At 62.9% G+C, this 18028-nt stretch carries 13 protein-coding genes; 7 read left to right on the forward strand and 6 right to left on the reverse strand.

Going from position 1 to position 18028, the window contains the following annotated elements; genetic code table 11:
* Positions 1-41: 41 nt before the first annotated feature.
* The 3 genes from CLU84_RS17670 to CLU84_RS17680 form a co-directional block, all read right to left on the reverse strand.
* Positions 42-2909, reverse strand: a complete 2868-nt coding sequence (locus tag CLU84_RS17670; RefSeq protein ID WP_099739119.1) for an Hsp70 family protein — start codon at positions 2907-2909, stop codon at positions 42-44.
* 334 nt (positions 2910-3243) lie between these two features.
* A complete protein-coding gene (locus CLU84_RS17675) occupies positions 3244-5223 on the reverse strand; it encodes an Hsp70 family protein (protein ID WP_099738865.1) in 1980 nt (659 codons plus the stop codon).
* Between the two features lie 3 nt (positions 5224-5226).
* Complete coding sequence (locus CLU84_RS17680) at positions 5227-5904, reverse strand: DUF2760 domain-containing protein (protein WP_099738867.1); 678 nt, start codon at positions 5902-5904, stop codon at positions 5227-5229.
* Positions 5905-6377: 473 nt separating this feature from the next.
* On the opposite strand from CLU84_RS17680, the gene CLU84_RS17685 reads away from it, so the two are divergent.
* Together CLU84_RS17685 and CLU84_RS17690 are read left to right on the forward strand one after the other, a co-directional pair.
* Positions 6378-7280 (forward strand): transporter substrate-binding domain-containing protein, encoded by a 903-nt coding sequence (locus CLU84_RS17685; RefSeq protein WP_099738869.1) that lies wholly within the window; start codon positions 6378-6380, stop codon positions 7278-7280.
* 172 nt (positions 7281-7452) lie between these two features.
* On the forward strand, positions 7453-8421 hold the full coding sequence (locus CLU84_RS17690; protein WP_099738871.1) for a tripartite tricarboxylate transporter substrate binding protein: 969 nt from the start codon (positions 7453-7455) through the stop codon (positions 8419-8421).
* A 97-nt stretch (positions 8422-8518) separates the two neighbouring features.
* Here CLU84_RS17690 and CLU84_RS17695 read toward each other — a convergent pair whose 3' ends face one another.
* On the reverse strand, positions 8519-9439 hold the full coding sequence (locus CLU84_RS17695; RefSeq protein ID WP_099738873.1) for a LysR family transcriptional regulator: 921 nt from the start codon (positions 9437-9439) through the stop codon (positions 8519-8521).
* 169 nt (positions 9440-9608) lie between these two features.
* Between CLU84_RS17695 and CLU84_RS17700 the strand changes: the two genes are divergently transcribed.
* The 5 genes from CLU84_RS17700 (at position 9609) to CLU84_RS17720 (ending at position 14363) form a co-directional block, all read left to right on the forward strand.
* Complete coding sequence (locus CLU84_RS17700) at positions 9609-11018, forward strand: VOC family protein (protein WP_099738874.1); 1410 nt, start codon at positions 9609-9611, stop codon at positions 11016-11018.
* A complete protein-coding gene (locus CLU84_RS17705; protein WP_099738875.1) occupies positions 11015-12256 on the forward strand; it encodes a PLP-dependent aminotransferase family protein in 1242 nt (413 codons plus the stop codon). Before CLU84_RS17700 ends, CLU84_RS17705 begins: the two co-directional genes overlap by 4 nt.
* A 109-nt stretch (positions 12257-12365) precedes the next feature.
* On the forward strand, positions 12366-12536 hold the full coding sequence (locus CLU84_RS17710; protein ID WP_233210257.1) for a hypothetical protein: 171 nt from the start codon (positions 12366-12368) through the stop codon (positions 12534-12536).
* Positions 12537-12674: 138 nt separating this feature from the next.
* Positions 12675-13574: a hypothetical protein gene (locus tag CLU84_RS17715; RefSeq protein WP_099738879.1), complete on the forward strand. Its 900-nt coding sequence runs from the start codon at positions 12675-12677 to the stop codon at positions 13572-13574.
* A gap of 84 nt (positions 13575-13658) precedes the next feature.
* Positions 13659-14363 (forward strand): riboflavin synthase subunit alpha, encoded by a 705-nt coding sequence (locus CLU84_RS17720; RefSeq protein WP_099738881.1) that lies wholly within the window; start codon positions 13659-13661, stop codon positions 14361-14363.
* A 116-nt stretch (positions 14364-14479) separates the two neighbouring features.
* On the opposite strand, the gene CLU84_RS17725 is transcribed toward CLU84_RS17720, so the two are convergent.
* Both CLU84_RS17725 and CLU84_RS17730 read right to left on the reverse strand, forming a co-directional pair.
* Positions 14480-16981, reverse strand: coding sequence for a heavy metal translocating P-type ATPase (locus tag CLU84_RS17725; RefSeq protein WP_099739120.1), 2502 nt, complete (start codon positions 16979-16981; stop codon positions 14480-14482).
* A 103-nt stretch (positions 16982-17084) separates the two neighbouring features.
* A complete protein-coding gene (locus tag CLU84_RS17730; protein ID WP_099739122.1) occupies positions 17085-18023 on the reverse strand; it encodes a 2-hydroxyacid dehydrogenase in 939 nt (312 codons plus the stop codon).
* Between the last annotated feature and the right edge of the window lie 5 nt (positions 18024-18028).

Genomic DNA, 18028 nt, shown 5'->3' on the forward strand with positions numbered 1-18028 from the left:
AGAAGATCAATCGTTGGGGAGACTCAACCGTTCAAGCGACTTCACAGCAGCACCAGCCCCGGCGGCAAGCTGTCGCCCAGACTGCGTTTCTGGTCCTCGGCCTGCATCTCCGCCACCTGCTCGACCATGGCGATCCAGCGCTCGGGGGCTCCGCTGCTGCGCATCTTCTCCAGCACCTGCGCGCGTACCTCGTCAGGCAGGTCGCGGGCGCGATCGCCCGTCATTCGCGCCATCTGCACGGCAGCGAACATCGCGGTTTCGTTCTTGCGCCAGTCCTGCGCCAGCGTGGCGTCGAGAAACTCCTGCGCCGCCTCGGGCGGCATGACCCGATGCGCATTCGCCGCCAGCGACTGGCGTGCCGCCAGACGGCCTATGGCCCACCAGGTCTGCACGGTTTCATCCGGGCGCTTCAGGCGCTGCAGCATCCACTGGCCCATCTCCTGGCGGTACTGCCAGGGCACGGCCTCCATGGCGGCGAACAGGCGCAGCATGTCGTCGTAACTGCCGTGGCTGCTCTTGCCACCGGATCTTGTGGTCTGCTGCACGGCCTTTTGCATCTGGCCGGCCACGTCTTCCAGCAATTCCATCTGCTGGGCTTCGTTCAAGCCAGCGGCCACGCGGCGCCAGAAAACCCACCACTCCGTCCAGTTGGCAGACTCCTTGGCATGGCCCAGCCCTGCGCCGTACAGCGCCCAGACCTGGGAGATGCGCCATGCATCCAGCTCGGCACCCACGCCGGGGCGCAGGCACCAGCCTGCGAGGTTGAGCCACACGCGTTCATGGTCGGCCGTGCGGCGGCGGCGCTTGGCACGGGCCAGCAGCGCATCAAACAAGGCGCGCAGCAAGCCCACATCCCAGCCGTCGCGCGGGCCCAGAATTTTCTCCAGCGACGGGCGCAGCTGGCGAACTTCTTTGCCTGTGACTTCTTGCGCCTGCGTGCCAAAAATGCGGTCAATCAGCGCCACGGCTTCGGGCAGTTTGGCTGCCAGAGAGTTCAGGCCTTTTGTGCCTTCAGCGCTTTCTGCATCTGCGCCAACAGCTATGGTTTCTGCAGTGACAGCACCGCGCACCGCAAAGGGCAGCAGCCATGACTGCGCTGAATCCTGCACGGCCACGCAGCGCACTTCCAGCGTGCCTACCTCGCTCATGCAGGCCTGCAACTGCACCTCGACCTGCGCAGCGGCCACACCTTCTGGCGCAGGCAGCACGGTCGCCAGCGGCGGCAGCTCTACCCAGCCATCGCCTGTCAACGGGGCAATCTGTCCGGCCTGCACGGGGGCGTGGCTCTGGCTGTTGGCCAGTAAATTAAAACGCACGGCCTGACCCAGCTTGAGGGCAAAGCGCCGCCCGGAGAGCACGATGCGCACGCCCTCTTCCGTGCCGCGTGGCAGCAAGCAAAGGCCTTGCGGGGCTTCGCCCTTTTTGCCCGGCAGCAGCAGCCAGTAGCTGCGCGCTGCGCCGCCGCCAATGCGGGGAATACTATTTTTGATAGCTGCTGGCGCTTGCTGTGCTTGCGCTGCGGGCTGATTTACCTCTGATTTCGCTTGCAGTTCAGCCTGCACCCGCGCCAGCCCATAGGCTGCCGCGCCACGGGCCACTGCCCAGTCAGGGTGCGGGTTGTACAGCACCCGCACGGGGCTGCCGCGCCAGCTGCTGAGCAAGTCGGTCAGCCGCTGCACCAGCGCATGGGCATGGAACACGCCGCCATTGAGCAGCACGGTGTCTGGCAGAGCGCCGTCCGCATGCAAACTCAAAAATTGCGCCAGATGGCGGCTGATAGCTGCATCGGCCGGGTACGGCAGGCCAAAGCCACGCAGCGCGCCTTGGCGCTTGCTAGGCGCATCGCTGATCTGGGCGGGTGGCAAAAAGCCTTCAACCACCTGCTGCTGCACCTGCGCACGGGTCAGCGTGGCCGTCTGCGTTGCGGCCAGCAAACGGCTGCCGCCGCCCAGCAAGGTAATGCTGACTTGCTCGGGAGCATCGGCAGCCAGCAACTGCTCCTTGGCCATGCGACAGCGCTGCACCAGCTGGGCAAAGCGCTGGGCAGGCAGCTTCTGACCTTCGCCCGCAAACGCGGGCTCCAGCTGATGGGCCAGTGCCAGATCCATGTTGTCGCCGCCCAGCATCAAATGCTCGCCCACGGCAGTGCGGGTCAGCGTGGGCAGGCCGTCGCCCACTGCTTTTGCGACACAAATCAAGGTCAGGTCGGTCGTACCGCCGCCCACATCGACCACCAGCACCAGTCGGCTATCGGCCAGTTGCTGCGCGAGTTGCTCGCCTTGCAGCACCAGCCAGTCGTGGAATGCAGCCTTGGGTTCTTCCAGTAACTGCACGCCGGGCAGGCCCGCGAGTTGCGCGGCCTCCAGCGTCAGCGCTCGGGCACCTTCGTCAAACGAGGCAGGTACCGTCAGCACCACACTTTGCTGGTGCAACGGTGCTTCAGGATGCGCCCTGTCCCATGCGGCTTTGACGTGGGCCAGGTATGAGGCCGATGCGGCCAGCGGCGACACCTTGACTACATCATCCCCAGCACCCCACGGCAGGATGGGCGAGCTGCGGTCTACACCGGTGTGCGAAAGCCAGCTTTTGGCGCTGGCCACCAGCCGCCCCGGCACGGCGGCGCCCAAGTCACGCGCCCAGCGGCCGATGACTGCGGGGGCTTGCGCATCAGCGCCTTGCGGCGGCCACGGCTGCTGCCAGCTATCGCCCAGCTCGCCGAGTGCCGCCTGGTAGCGCACCGAGGGCAGCAGGGGCTGTGAAATCACCTCGCCCGCCGTGCTGCGCTGGGCAATGTTGAGCAACTCAATATCTGCCGCCACCCCAGCCACCGCCACGCTGGCGGCCACGGTATGGCTGGTTCCGAGGTCTATGCCGACGATGTAAGCGGGCTGAGTGGAGGTGACAGTCATGAAAGCCAAGGGACGATGCGCTAGGGAGGTGGCCGATCGTAACAATTGGCAGCAAGGACTGCGGAGTGCAGTTCTTTTCGCCTATGGCCGTGCTTGGGAGATGCAGCAATCTCCGTCCGCCCTCCAGATGCACTGGGAATACTGCTGCATTGACTGAGGTTGAGGCCCACCCTCTATCACTTGGTAAGAAGCTGCCTTCAGTCATGCCCCAAATGAATCAAAAAACAATAGCTTGGAGCGCAGGCAGCAAAAGCATCGAATCCATATTTAGCCCATAAAAAAGCCCGCTAACCATCTGGTCAGCGGGCTTTCGCCTTTAAGCGGTTAAACAGCTTTACTCAGCAGCTTCAGCCGAAGTCTCGGCGCGCACATCAAACTCCACCTTCCAGCGGTCTGTGCCACCCACGGGCACGGCATTGAGTTCCAGCGTGCCGATATCGGTGACGCGCGCTTCCAGCGTGACAGGAACCACTTCACCCGCTGCACGGCCAGACGCAGGCAGGTTCAGCTCAATTTCTTGCAGCTCGACCAGCTCTTCGGGGCCCCAGAAGTCCAGCATGGTGCCGACCTGATCGGCGCGGCGCACGGAAGAACCAAAGAAGCGCAGGCGCACGGGCTCGCCGACAACCAGACCCAGCTCCAGATCGCTCAGAGCGACTTCGGTGCCCTCTTCCATGCCAAACGGTGCCAGGCACAGGGCGGACATGGGCGGCTCCATGCCGGGGATGGCGGGCATGTTCGACTCCACACCCACGTAATACGACTGCGCCGTACCGCCACGGATGCGCACACCGCGGCCGCTGGTGGCGATGTGGCCGTAATAGGCCGCGCCACGGGCTACGGCCAGATCCAGGTTGGCACCATCCAGCAGGCGGGCGGGCTCGCAAGCCTCTTCGTCCAGCCAGCCGTTGATCACTTCCAGAATGCGCTGCTCGATTTGCGGTGCCTTGAGCACGCCGCCGTTGAACAGGATTGCCGTGGGGTGCAGGAAGGTGGAGCCTTCCGTCTGCTCTGCGTTCAGGCCATCAATGTCGGCCAGTGCGTTGACCTGACGGCTCAGGAAGGCGGCCAGATGGCGCGTGACTGCGGCATCTTGTGCATAGGGCAGGCCCAGCTGCGTAAGCGCTGCGCGGGCACGGGTCTGGGGCTTGGCGCTGACCGCGACCTTGGGGAAGAAGCCTTCGACCAGCATGGCCAGCACTTCGTCACGCGTGACTTCGGTGCGGATGCTGCCGCCGATGAGCTTGCTGCCCCGGCTGGGGACGACCACGGGCACGGATTGCAGGTTTGCGTCGGCCAGCAACTGCTCCTTGGCGGCGCGGCAACCGTGGGCCAGAGCCCGGGTTTGCCAGGCATCGAGCTGCTTGCCCTCTTGCGCCAGCTTGCGGGCCACGCCGTAGGCCAACGCCAGATCCATGTTGTCACCGCCGAGCAAGATGTGCTCGCCCACGGCAATGCGTTGCAGCTCCAGATTGCCTTCGCGCTCACGCACGGCGATCAGCGAAAGGTCGGTGGTGCCGCCGCCCACGTCTACCACCAGAATGATGTCGCCGTGCTGCACTTGCTTGCGCCATTGGCCGCCGCTGGCCTGAATCCAGCTGTAGAGCGCGGCTTGCGGCTCTTCCAGCAAAGTCAGATTAGCAAAGCCGGCTGCCTTGCAGGCCTCGGCAGTCAGCTCGCGCGCGGCGGGGTCAAACGATGCGGGGATGGTGACGGTAATGTCTTGCTGGGCAAAAGGTGCCTCGGGGTGGGCTTGCTCCCAGGCCCAGCGCAGGTGCTCCAGATAGCGAATCGATGCGGTCAGCGGCGAGATACGGCTGACTTCCTCGGGTGCATCGGCAGGCAGCAGCGGGCTGCGGCGATCCACGCCGGGATGGCAGAGCCAGCTTTTGGCGCTGCTGACCAGACGGATGGGCGTGGCCGCGCCACGGCTGCGGGCGAATTCGCCGGTGATGAAGTCGCTGGATGCAGCGCCGGGCAGGGTGCGCTCAGCCTCGCTCAGTTCGCTCTCATGCGCCAGATAGAGAAAGGACGGCAGCAGCGGCAAGGCTTGCACGCTGGCGGGCGCGGTGAGCTGGGGAATATCCAGCACGCCTTGCACCACCTTGTCGCCGTCGCTGGCGGTTTTGTCCACATAGGACAGCGCGCAATGCGTGGTGCCCAGGTCAATACCGATGCTGAACTGCGCACCAGAATTTTGAGTGCTATTTTGGTCTGTAGCGCTTACAGGTTGAGCGTTAGAAGCTACAGAATCAGGAGTAGATACAGCATTTTGAGCCGCGCCGGATGCGGCGATGGAAGCAAACATATTCATGGTTTACAGCTCCACTTCGGCTTGGGCGATAACTTTGGCGGCCTGAATGTCGGTCAGCTGGGGCAGCTTCACGTCGGTGACCTGCCAGCCGCGGTGGCTCAGCGTGCCGGTAAACGGGGCTTGGCCGACCACATTCCCAGTCAGGCGCACGGCAGCGGCATCAAAACCGGCTTGCAGGGTGATGCGGCTGCCTTCGGCTTCTGCACGCACGGGGGCAATAGCGAAATGCTCGCGCAGCACCTTGCGGCAGCCTTCGTGCACCACGCGGGCGGCGGCACCAATTTCAGCGTCGCTGTAAGGAGCCACGTCTTCTTGAATAAAGTCCACAAAGCGTGCTTCGCGCTGCATCAGGCCCAGCAGTTGCAGGGCGGCAGTGTCGGTGGCCACCAGTTTTTCAACTTCGATGGTTTTTTCGACTAGCTTCTCGACGGGGACTTCAACGCGTTTCTCTACCGTTTTTTCGACGATTTTCTCGACCGGCACTTCCACGCGGACTTCAACAATTTTTTCGACCGGGACTTCGACGCGCACTTCCTTGGGGGCAACGTCAGCGGCAAAAGCTTCACCAGCGCGCACACGGGTCACATCGGCGGCCAGACGGCCATTGCCGAGGATGGCGAAAAAGCTGCCGATCGCGATGGCGATTCGGCTAAGGAATGAAGGGGGTGTAAGGGCAGTCATGGAATCTGTCTCAAAACAGGCTCACGCATGCCAGGATCATCCTGTGCCGCCCTTGCGGGCCTGCGCTGCGCGAACCGAAAACGGAGTCAGGGCCCGGCAGTTCATACGCTGCTCGGCCCGATGGCACGAGGCAGGACACGCCATACCATATGCGCGCGAGCCTGTGCAATAGGCGCAAATGTTAACCAAAAGCACGGGCGACCGTCTCGTTACGGTCTTGCTGGCGGAAGGTCATACGCGGGCAGCATGACCTTCTTCCGTTTCATCGTTATGACGGCCGCAGCAATTGCCGGATAGTTGATGCAGGCACTTGACGGATGAACCGAGCCTTGACCGGGAACGCTCCAGCCCGCTGGCTCCCCTGCAGGCTCATGCCTGTTTCATGGGCTGCAGACAAGGCGCGGCACCGTGAAAGACCGAATAACCACCGCCTTGCGCTTTTGCAGCCACCCACTTCCAAGGAGACTTCCCCCATGCGCTTGATGACCGCGAACCTCACACTGGCATGTACCGCCTTTCTGGCAGCTTTCGGTGCCCAGGCCCAGAACGAACCTGGCAGCACACTGGACAAGGTTCAGAAGACCGGCAAGGTCGTCATCGGCGTGCGCGAAAGCTCGGCTCCCATGGCCTACGCCATTGGTGCCAACCACCGCTTCGCCGGCTATCACGTGGAGCTCTGCGAGAAGGTGCTGGCACAGATCGCACCCAGCGCCAAGATCGAGTACATGGCCATCACGGCGCAGAACACCATGCCCCTGGTTCAGAACGGCACGGTAGATCTGGGCTGCGGCCCCACGACCAACAACCTGAACCGCCAGAAGCTGGTGTCTTTTGCGGTCACCACCTATGTCAGCCAGGTGCGCATGGCCGTGCGCGCTGACTCACCCGTCACCTCGTTCAAACATCTGGACGGCAAGACCGTGGCGGCATCGACCGGTACCACCGCCGTGCAGCTGCTGCGCAAATACAGCCACGAAAACAATGTCAAGCTGCCCACCCAGCTGGGCAAGGACCACTTCGAGAGTTTTCTGATGCTGGAATCCGGCCGGGCCGACGCCTTTGTGCTGGACGACAACCTGCTGGCCGGCGTGCTGGCCAACTCCAAGGACCCCAAGGGCTACAAGATCGTGGGCGAGGTGCTGGGGTCCGAGCCCATCGCCCTGCTGATGCGCAAGGACGACCCCAGCTTCAAGAAAGCCGTCGATGACGCCCTGGTGCGCATGATGAAGTCCGGCGAAGTGGCCAAGATCTACGACAAATGGTTTATGCAACCCATTCCGCCCAAGGAAACGCCGCTGAACCTGCCCATGAGCGATGCGCTCAAGCAACTGCTGCAAAAGCCCAACGACAAGCCCCTGGAGGCCTACGCCTCCTAAGCGCCTTGCCGATGACGACCCTGGCGCTCAGGTGCCAGGCCATCCAGCCTGCCTGGGCACAAGGGCATGGAAATTGCAACGCCTGTGTCGAGCGCCTGGAAGGCCGTCGCATGCAGCGCATGGACACAGGTGCCAGCTCAGCAACACTGCAAGCACAGAAAGGAACTGCACCATGATGCAACGTCGCCATTTCATGCTCGGAAGCGCCCTGGCGCTGGGCCTGCCTGCCGCCCAGGCACAAAGCGCCTGGCCTCAGAAGCCCGTGCGGGTCGTGATCCCTTACGCAGCAGGCGGTGTGACGGACAGCGTCGGCCGCAAGCTCGTGGACAAGATAGGGCAAATCCTGGGGCATAACTTTGTTGTCGAAAACAAGGGCGGTGCCGGCGGCACGCTTGGCATGGCGGAAGTCGCCAAGGCCCTGCCCGATGGCTACACGCTGGCGCTCAGTGCCATCAGCCCGCTGACGCTGTCGCCGCATCTGATGAAGCTGTCTTACGACCCGTTCAAGGACATCACGGCAGTGGTCCCCATGATGTACTCGCCCGTCTATGTGATGGCCACCACCGCATTCCAAGGCGGCAGCTGGCAAGACCTGATTGCTCAATCCAAGGCCAACCCGGGCAGTGTGCGCATTGCCACTTCGGGAGTCGGCTCGGTCGGTCACATCATGGTGGAGCAGATTCAAGCCAGGACCGGCGTGCAACTCGTCCATGTGCCCTACAAGGGCGTGGGGCAGACCGTCACCGATGCGGTAGGCGCGCATTTTGAAATCATGCTGGGCAACCCGTTCTCAACCGTCAACAGCCTGATCGAACAAGGCAAGCTGCGCGTTCTGGCCACCACGGGCCCGCAACGCGCGCCCAACCAACCCAAAGTGGCGACGCTGGCAGAGCTGGGATTGCCAGAGGCCAATCTCACCTCACTGTTCGGTTTCATGGCCCCGGCAGGCACACCTGCAGGCATCGTGGAAAAGCTCAATGCCCTGGTGCAGCAGCAGGTGCAAACCAAGGAAATTCAGGAGCTGCTCAACGCCACGGACAACATCGCCTTGCGCCAGAGCACTGCCACCTTCACGGACTTGCTGCGCAAGGAAAGTGAGAACAACGCGGCCATCATCAAAAAGGCCGGCATCCGGATCTGACGCTCCGGTGCGCCAGCGTTGCCAGCATCGATTCAACGAAAAAAGCGCTCAACCCTTATAGGTTTTGCGCCAGCAGCTCCTAGTTTTTTCAACCGCTTCAGACCGGTACGAGGGCCGGTTCAGGCTCCTGCGCCGTCTGTTTGAGCCAGGACTGAAAAGCCAGCAGCGGCGGATAGGTGGCGCGGCTGGTCGGCCAGGCCAGATAGTAGCGCTCTGCGCTTTCCACCTCGGGCAGCTGCGGCAGAGCCTGGACCAGATCGCCGCTCTGCAGCTCGCGCAGGATCAGAAACTTGGGCAGCAAGGCCACGCCCACTCCGGCAATTGCCGCCTGGGCGGCCGTGGCGAACTGATCGAACAGCATGCCCTGCATATCGCCGACCTGGCAGGCCTGACTACCGAACCAGCGCCGCCAGGCATCGGGACGCGAGGCCAGGTGCAGCAGCGGTGCGCGCAGCAGATCCTGAGGCTGGGCAAACCGGTGCCGCTCAGCCACTTCCGGGCTGCAGGCGGGCACCACCGTCTCGCTCATCAAAAATTCCAGCTCGGCCCCCGGCCAGTTGGGCAGGCCGAAATGGATGGCCGCGTCCACGGCTTCAAGCTGAAAGTCGAACTGCGACAGCCGCGTGGTCAGATTGATGGTGATGCCCGGATGCGCGCTGAAGAACTGCGGCAGCCGTGGCGCCAGCCAGCGCGTGCCAAACGTGGGCAGGATGGCCAGATTCAGGCTGCCGCCCTGCGGATTGGTGCGAAAGCCCAGCGTGGCATTGGAGATGCGGACCAGCGCCGCGCGAATCTCCTGCGCATACGCCTGGCCTGCGGCACTGAGCCGCACGGTCTGGCGTTCGCGCACGAAAAGCGCCGTGCCCAGACGCTCCTCCAGCGCACGAATCTGGCGGCTGACGGCGCTTTGCGTCAGATGCAGCTCGGCGGCAGCCGCCGTAAAACTCTGCAACCGCGCCGAAGCCTCGAAAGCGCACAACAGGGACATGGGAGGCAAAAAGCGACGGGACAGCTGCATGGTGAAAGCCTGGGAGAAAAGGGGCAGGGCACGATCATTCCGTTTGGGTATGACCTGCAGGCAGGATTATCGTTTGACCAAAGTCATGCGGCCGCCCAACATCCGGCTTATCTCTTCGGCCAAACCCTAGGTTCAGCCACCCCACGACCCCCTGTCCTTCAGTTCTGTCATGAGCGCCACGCATACCCACTCCAGCCGCTTTGTTTCCAGCAACGACATTCGCACGCGTTTCTCGCGCGCCATGTCCGAGATGTACCGCAAGGAAGTTCCCCAATACGGCACGCTGATCGAGCTGGTGGCCGACGTCAACGCCCTGACCCTGCATGCCGACCCGGAGCTGCGCCAGCGCATGGCCAAGAGCGGCGAGCTGGAACGCCTGGACGTGGAGCGCCACGGCGCCATCCGTGTGGGTACAGCGCAAGAGCTGGCCACGCTGCGTCGCCTGTTTGCCGTGATGGGCATGGAACCCGTGGGCTATTACGATCTCTCGGTGGCTGGCGTTCCCGTGCATTCCACGGCCTTCCGCCCTGTCGATGACGACGCCCTGCGGGCCAATCCCTTCCGGGTCTTCACTTCGCTGCTGCGCCTGGAACTGATCGCCGATGCAGCGTTGCGTGCCAGGGCCGCCGAGATTCTGGAGCGCCGCCAGATTTTCACACTCCGCGCACTGGAGCTGATTGCGCAGGCCGAGCGCGAGGGCGGGCTGGACAGCCAGGATGCCGATGCCTTTGTGCAGGAAGCGCTGGAGACTTTCCGCTGGCACAGCGACGCCACCGTCGATGCAGCCACCTACGAGGCGTTGCAGAAATCGCACCGTCTGGTGGCCGATGTGGTCTGCTTCAAAGGCCCGCATATCAACCACCTGACACCGCGTACCCTCGATATTGATACCGCCCAAGCCGGTATGCCGGAGCGCGGCATGGATGCCAAGGATGTGGTGGAAGGCCCGCCCCAGCGCGCCTGCCCGATTCTGCTGCGTCAGACCAGCTTCAAGGCGCTCAAGGAAGCCATTCGCTTTACTGACGACGCTGTCGGTGCAGCCCGTGCCGGTGCCCATACCGCCCGCTTTGGCGAGATCGAGCAGCGCGGCGTGGCGCTGACGCGCCAGGGACGTGCTCTGTACGACGAACTGCTGGCCCAGGTGCGCAGCATGAACAACGCCGGCAGCGCCTCGGCCGACTACGGCAACCGCCTGCAACTGGTCTTCACCCAGTTTCCCGATACCCATGAAGCGCTGCGCCAGCAAGGCCTGGCCTTTTACCGCTACAGCCTGACCGAACAAGGCCAGGTTCAGGCCGGCCAGACGGCTGCCGATGAGGAGCTGGACGCGCTGATCGCTCAGGGTCTGGTGCAGGCCGAACCCATCACCTACGAAGACTTTCTACCCGTGAGCGCAGCCGGCATCTTCCAGTCCAACCTGGGCGGCGAAGAACAAAAGCAATACCAGGCCCATGCGGCGCAGCAGGTGTTCGAAAGCGCGCTCGGCGGCTGCGTCCATGACGAGATTGCCTTGTACGAACGTACCCAGCTACAGTCCGTCGCGCAGCTGCGCGAAAGCCTGGCCGGAGCTCTGGCATGAACCAGAACGCACCGCTGGCTGCTTTCGCCGCTCCGTTTGCCGAACCGGCCGGTTCGCCCATCCGCGAACTGTTTCCCTATCTGTCTCGCCCCGGCATGATCTCGCTGGCCGGCGGCTACCCCTCGCCCAGTCTGTTTGACGCCGAAGGCCTGGCCCAGGCAGCCCAGCAGGCCATGATCCAGGGCCCGGCCACGCTGCAATACGGTGCGACCGAAGGCCTGCTGGAGTTGCGCGAGGCTTTGGCGCAGCAAGCCAGGGAACGCGGCATGCAGGCCGCGGCTGCCGACGTTCTCGTAACGACGGGCTCGCAGCAGGCTTTCGACCTGCTGGTGCGCGTGCTGATCGAGCCCGGCGACACGGTGCTGGTCGAGGTTCCTGCCTATCCCGCCACGCTGCAGGCGCTGCGTCTGGCCCAGGCCCGCATCCTGCCCATCCCCATGGATGAGCAAGGCCTGCAGACCGGTGCCCTGGCCGAGCTGCTGTCGGCATTGCCAGCCGCCCAGCGCCCCAAGCTGCTGTACACCGTGCCCAACTTCTCCAACCCGCGCGGCACGCTGCTGGCGGCCGAGCGCCGCCAAGCCCTGGTCCAACTGGCCTTGCAATACGGCTTCTGGGTAGTGGAAGACGACCCCTATGGCGAGCTGCGCTTTGACGATGCCTCTGACTCGCCTAAAGCCATGCCCGGCACCGTACGCTGTGCAGGCCAGCAGCTGGCTGCCGCCGGCAGCAATCCGGTCATCTATCTGTCCAGCCTGTCCAAGACCGTCGCACCTGCACTGCGCGTGGGCTGGATGCTGGCCGATGCGCCCCTGCTGCGCCGCTGCACCGTGGCCAAGCAGACGGCCGATCTGTGCACCTCGCCGCTGACGCAAATGGTGGCGGCCTGCTATCTGCACAGCGGCCGCTACCCGGCTACGGTGCAGCGCGCCCGTTTGGAATACCAGCGCCGCATGCAGGCACTGGTGCAGGGCTTGAGCACAGGGCCGGACAGCGGCATACGCTGCTCGCGCCCCGCCGGCGGCATGTTTGTCTGGGCCGAGCTGGACCGCAGCATCGATCCGCAAAAGCTGTTTGACGCCGCCGTGGCTCGGGGCGTGATCTATGTGCCCGGCAAAGCCTTCTATCCGATAGACCCCGATCTGCACACGCTGCGCATGTCGTTCGCCGCGCCCGAGGTGACGCAGATCGAGCAGGCCGTGGAGCGTCTGCGCGCTGCCGTGCAGCAAAGCCGACAATAAGACCAGCCTTCACACCGGCTCCGGCGACAGGGGCTCTGGCGCTGGCAGCTGCATAGCAGCAGGTCACGCGGCATAATTCGGGCTGAAAATTCCATCCCCTATGGCCTGCATGCACCTTTCCACCGCTGCCCGTTTGCGCCGCTCTGCCTTGATTGCAGAGCTGCCTGCGCGTGCCTGCGCGCTGCGAAAGCTGCACACCTGCCGCCATGGCATTCCGACCGCATTCGTGAGCCTCAGCGGTGTCACGGCCATGCTTTCCGCCGCCGTGCGGATGGCATAGAGCAACGCTCTCACATCCTCCGCACGGCCTTCCAGAACAAGCACACCCCAGGTGCATGGGGAAGGTACGTCCAAGACCACGACGGTCACGTCCTGCCACGCGCCGCACCTTGCTCAACGGACGACTCGGAGGTCAGCCATGGATATGGAACTCACACAGAATTTTTTGCGCGGCAAAAACCCTTGCGCCATGGGCTACCGCTGGTTTGTGCGCAACAACCTGAGCGGCGGCGATTACCAGGCCGCCATGGATACGCAGGTGGCCGCAGGCCGTGTGGATGACGCCCGCTGGCTGCTGGAGAACTTTGGCGCGACCCACAGCGTGCTGGAAGTGGATCACCTTGAGGCGGACAACTTCGTCTATGCCGGCACGCTGATTGTGCACGGCGATGTGCGCGTGCCGGGGCAGTTGCTGGTGGGCCGTGGCCTGCAGGTGGGCGGCGGCATACGCGCGGGCAAGCTGGAAGTGGGTGAAGACATTCAAAGCGGTGGTGCCATCTTCTGCAATGAGCTGCTGCAGGCAGGCGGCAGCATCAAGGCCGCGTGGAGCGTGGAAGTGCAAGGCAATGTGCAAGGCGATGCGCCCGCCCATATCCGCGCCGCAGAACTGCGTGCGGGATGGGAGCTAGTGTGCAGCGGCAATGTAGACATCAAGGGCGGCGTCCAGACTGACCGCGAGATCAACGTACAAGGCATGCTGCGCTGCGGCAAGGGCCTGCGTGCCACAGGCGCGATCACCGTGCAAGGCCTGCTGGAGGTGGGCAACGGCATTGCCAGCCATGACCACATCGAGTGCGGCAACCATATTCAGGCCGGCTGGGGCATCAAGTCACTGGGCGATATCCGCGCAGCCTGCAGCATTCGCACGGGCGAGACCCTGCAAGCCGATGGCGTGATTGCCGCCGGCCCTGGCTATGGCGTGTTTGCCGGCATGAATGTGCAGATGGATGCCTGGCCCGATTGCGCATGGGTTCGCGCTCTGAAAAAGCCTGAAGGCTTAATCAGCGGCTTCTGGGAAGGCCAGTCCGCCTTCGCCTGAAGCACTGCCACAACGCAGGCAAAATAGCTGTTTTGAACCAAGGCCCGCGCCCTGCGCCCGCCTGTTGAGAAGAGAGACAGCCCCGTGTTCACCGGCATCATCCAAGCCGTGGCAAGCATTGCCGCGCTGCGCGACCAGGATGGTCTGCGCACCTTCACCATGGAATTCCCCGAAGGCTTTTGCGAGGATCTGGCCATTGGTGCCAGCGTCTCGCACGACGGCGTGTGCCTGACGGTGACCGAAAACCTCTCGCCCACCAGCGCCACCTTTGATGTGATGCTGCAAAGCCTGAACATCACCACGCTGGGCCAGTACCAGGTGGGCGATGCCATCAATGTGGAACGTGCCGCCAAGGATGGGGCCGAGATTGGCGGCCACCCGCTGTCCGGCCATGTGGACTTCACCGCTCCGCTGCTGGAGATCGTCAAGACCGACACCAATCACAAGATCCGCTTTGGCATTCCTGAAGCCTTCCGCCCCTATGTATTTGCCAAGGGCTATATCGCCGTCAACGGTGCCAGCCTCACGGTCGCTGAAGTCAACCGCAAAGAAGGCTGGTTCGAGGTCTGGCTGATTCCCGAGACCCTGCGCATGACGGTGTTTGGCGACAAAAAGGTGGGCGATCTGGTGAACATCGAGATCGAGCGCAGCACGCAAGTGGTGGTCGATACCGTTCGCGAAGCGGTGGAGGCGAGTCTGGGTCGTTTGAAGCCCGTACTCGAAGCCCTGCTGGCAGAAAAAGGCCTGAGCCTAGACGACTTTGTGGATGTACCCAAGCTCAAACCCTGAGCACCTGAGCCTCAAGAAAAAGCGCCTTGTCACAGGCGCTTTTTTATGTCTGTCAGGCCTGTAGCGCTTATTACCAAAGCGCTACCTGCTTCCAAAACAGGAGTGACAGAAGCTGTTTACAGCGCTGGTTTGAAACGTTTGAGGCGCAGCGCATTGCTCAGCACAAACACGCTGGACAGCGCCATGGCTCCGGCCGCAAACACGGGCGACAGCAGCGTGCCGTTGAACGGATACAGCAGGCCAGCGGCGACGGGAATCAGCGCCACGTTATAGGCAAAAGCCCAGAACAGGTTTTCGCCAATGTTCTTCATCGTGGCCTTGGACAGCGCAATCGCATTGGGCACGCCCGAGAGATCGCCCGACATCAGCACCACATCAGCCGCCTCAATCGCAATATCGGTGCCCGTGCCAATGGCGATGCCCACATCGGCCTCGGCCAGCGCGGGCGCATCGTTGATGCCGTCGCCCACATAGGCCAGCGTGCCGTGCTCCTGCTTCAGGCGCTGCACCGCATCCACCTTGCCGCCGGGCAGAACCTCGGCCACCACTTCATCAATACCCAGCAGGCGCGCAATCGCCTCCCCGGTGCGGCGGTTGTCGCCAGTGATCATCACCACCTTCAGGCCCAGTGCATGCAAGGCGTCAATCGCGGGTTTGGTGGTGTCTTTGATCGGGTCAGCCACGGCAATCATGGCGGCCAGCTGGCCGTTGATAGCGGCATACAAAGGCGTCTTGCCTTCATCGCCCAGCCGGCCCGAATCCGCCGCGAAGTCATCCACATTCAGACCCAGCTTGCGCATGAAGCGATCGGCACCAATTTCGACCTTGTACTTGAGGCCATCGCCATCGCCATTGACCTCGGCACGCACACCAAAGCCAGTGACGGATTCAAAATCGCTGATGGCCGGAATCTGCAAGCCCTCGGCCTTTGCAGCATCCACAATGGCTCGCGCAATCGGGTGCTCGCTACGGTCTTCCACGGCTGCCACCTGCGCCAGCACCTGGCCCCGCTCAAAGCCTGCGGCCAGCACCAGATCGGTCAGTTCGGGGCGACCCTTGGTCAGCGTGCCAGTCTTGTCCACGGCCACCACCTTGGCGTCCTTGAGCTGCTGCAAGGCTTCACCCTTGCGCAGCAACACGCCCATTTGCGCAGCGCGACCCGTGCCCACCATGATGGAAGTCGGTGTGGCCAGACCCATGGCACAAGGGCAGGCAATGATGAGCACGGCCACGGCGTTGACCAGCGCAAAGCTCAGCGCGGGATCAGGCCCCCAGATCAGCCAGACGCCAAAGGTGATCAGCGCTGCAGCCATGACGGCTGGCACAAACCACATGGTGATCTTGTCGACCAGCGCCTGAATCGGCAGCTTGCTGCCCTGGGCCTGCTCCACCATGCGAATGATCTGCGCCAGCAGGGTATCAGCACCCACCTTGGTGGCCTTGAAGGCCAGAGCGCCGTTCTGGTTAACAGTACCGCCCACCACTTCAGCGCCCAGCATTTTCTCGACCGGAACGGGCTCGCCGCTGATCATGGATTCATCGACAAAGCTCTGGCCTTCGATAACCTCGCCATCGACCGGAATGCGCTCACCGGGGCGCACCTCAATCACATCGCCGGCATGGACCTGAGCAATGTCGATTTCCTGCACCACGCCATCGCGACGCACGCGGGCGGTCTTGGCCTGCAGTTGCACAAGACGGCGAATGGCCTCCGAGGTATTGCCTTTGGCCCTGGCCTCCAGAAAACGGCCCAGCAAGATCAGCGCCACGATGACAGCTGCAGCCTCAAAGTACACATTGACCGTGCCTGCGGGCAGCAACGTCGGCATGAAGGTAGCCACCACCGAATAGGCAAATGCTGCCGAGGTACCGACTGCCACCAGCGAATTCATATCGGGAGCACCACGCAGCAAGGCGGGAACACCCTTTTCAAAGAAGCGGCGACCCGGGCCGACCAGCACCAAAGCCGTCAGCACAAACTGGATGTACCAGCTGTTTTGCGTGCCGATCGTGCCCGCAATCCAGTGGTGAAAAGCGGGCACCATGTGACCGCCCATCTCCAGCAGAAATACGGGCAGCGCAAACACGGTGGCAAAGATCAAGGATCGCTTGAGCGATTCACGCTCTGCCGCCTGGCGCTGGGCCGTGGCATCTTCGCCAGCCACACCGGCGCTTTGCACCACAGGCTGTGCTTCGTAGCCCGCTTTTTCAATGGCGGCAATCAACGCGCTCACATCGGTATCGCCCTGCCACTGCACGCTGGCGCGCTCTGTGGCCAGGTTCACGGTGGCGCTTTGCACGCCGGGCACTTTCTTCAGCGCACGCTCCACCCGGCCCACGCAGGAAGCGCAGGTCATACCGCCGACTTGTAAGTCCACGCTTTGCGCGGGCACGGCATAACCGGCTTTCTCGATAGCCGCTACGACCTGCGGCAGGATGACCGAAGCCTGAGCCGGGTCCTCGATGGTCAGGCTGGCTTTTTCAGTGGCCAGATTGACCACAGCACCTTGCACGCCCGGCACCTTTTTCAGCGCGCGTTCTACCCGGCCCACGCAGGATGCGCAGGTCATTCCTTCCACCGACAGCTCGAAAGCGCCGTTCTTCGTCAATGCATTCATGGCTTTCTCCATTCACGTTGATAGCCACTGTAGAGATTGACATCATGTAAAGGTCAAGCACCTGACTTAAACCTTGGTTAGCGTGGCAGAAACTTGATCTTTCTCAGCCTGTTGCGTCAGTCATGCCGAAGTGCTCAAGCAGATGCATCTGCGCCTGCTCCAGCATGGCTTGTAGACCTTGCAGGGTAGCGCTGGCCATGTGCGGAGTGAGCACGATATTGGGCAACTCCATCAAAGCCGGTGACACTTCAGGCTCGTTGACAAAGACATCCAGCGCTGCATAGGCAATCGTGCGGCTTTGCAGCGCCTGCACCAAAGCAGCCTCATCCACAATGGAACCTCTGCCGATATTGACAAGCACACCCTGCGGACCAAGAGCCTGCAGCACCGAGGCATCAATCAACCCCTGTGTTTGCGAGCCTCCACTGGCGCAGACAACCAGAAAGTCCACCGCTGCGGCCAGCTCCTGCACGCTGTCATACCAGCGATGTTTGATATCCGGTTTGGGCGTTCTGCCTGTGTAAGCGATCGACATATCAAAGGCCTGCGCGCGTCTGGCCACGGCGCTGCCGATGCGCCCCAGACCGACAATGCCCATGCGCCGGCCTGAAAAGCGCATGCCGGGCGGATAACGCCCCTGCAACCAGCGCCCCTGCTGCACAAACTGATGCGCCTGCACAATCTGTCGCGTGGCTGTCAGCAGCAAGGCCAAAGTGTGGTCCGCAATATCTTCGGTGGACACCTCGGGCGTGTTGCGCACTGCGATGCCTTGCGCCGCAGCAGCCTCCAGATCAATGCCGTCCATGCCCACACCGATAACAGAGAGCATCTCCAGCGCAGGCCATTGCTGCATCTGCAATCTGCTCACCACAGACTGCGCGTTGCACAGCATGGCGCGCAACTTGGTGGCAAGGACTACGCGCTGTGCGGGTTCCAGCAACGCATCGTCGTGCAGCACAAAATTCTGGCTCAGTCGCTCACGCAGCGTGAGCGGAACGGGCGTCACCAGCAGCAGATGAGGTCGCAGGTCTGGGTCGGTCATGGAAG

It is taken from the genome of Comamonas sp. 26, from assembly GCF_002754475.1.
Classification (GTDB): Bacteria; Pseudomonadota; Gammaproteobacteria; order Burkholderiales; family Burkholderiaceae_C; genus Comamonas.

Coding starts and splice junctions, on each gene's coding strand:
- CLU84_RS17705 (WP_099738875.1), top strand. CDS start 11,015: ATGAACCAGAACGCACCGCTGGCTGCTTTCGCCGCTCCGTTTGCCGAA.
- CLU84_RS17680 (WP_099738867.1), bottom strand. CDS start 5,904: ATGACTGCCCTTACACCCCCTTCATTCCTTAGCCGAATCGCCATCGCG.
- CLU84_RS17695 (WP_099738873.1), bottom strand. CDS start 9,439: ATGCAGCTGTCCCGTCGCTTTTTGCCTCCCATGTCCCTGTTGTGCGCT.
- CLU84_RS17730 (WP_099739122.1), bottom strand. CDS start 18,023: ATGACCGACCCAGACCTGCGACCTCATCTGCTGCTGGTGACGCCCGTT.
- CLU84_RS17670 (WP_099739119.1), bottom strand. CDS start 2,909: ATGACTGTCACCTCCACTCAGCCCGCTTACATCGTCGGCATAGACCTC.
- CLU84_RS17710 (WP_233210257.1), top strand. CDS start 12,366: ATGCACCTTTCCACCGCTGCCCGTTTGCGCCGCTCTGCCTTGATTGCA.
- CLU84_RS17690 (WP_099738871.1), top strand. CDS start 7,453: ATGATGCAACGTCGCCATTTCATGCTCGGAAGCGCCCTGGCGCTGGGC.
- CLU84_RS17725 (WP_099739120.1), bottom strand. CDS start 16,981: ATGAATGCATTGACGAAGAACGGCGCTTTCGAGCTGTCGGTGGAAGGA.
- CLU84_RS17715 (WP_099738879.1), top strand. CDS start 12,675: ATGGATATGGAACTCACACAGAATTTTTTGCGCGGCAAAAACCCTTGC.
- CLU84_RS17700 (WP_099738874.1), top strand. CDS start 9,609: ATGAGCGCCACGCATACCCACTCCAGCCGCTTTGTTTCCAGCAACGAC.
- CLU84_RS17685 (WP_099738869.1), top strand. CDS start 6,378: ATGCGCTTGATGACCGCGAACCTCACACTGGCATGTACCGCCTTTCTG.
- CLU84_RS17675 (WP_099738865.1), bottom strand. CDS start 5,223: ATGAATATGTTTGCTTCCATCGCCGCATCCGGCGCGGCTCAAAATGCT.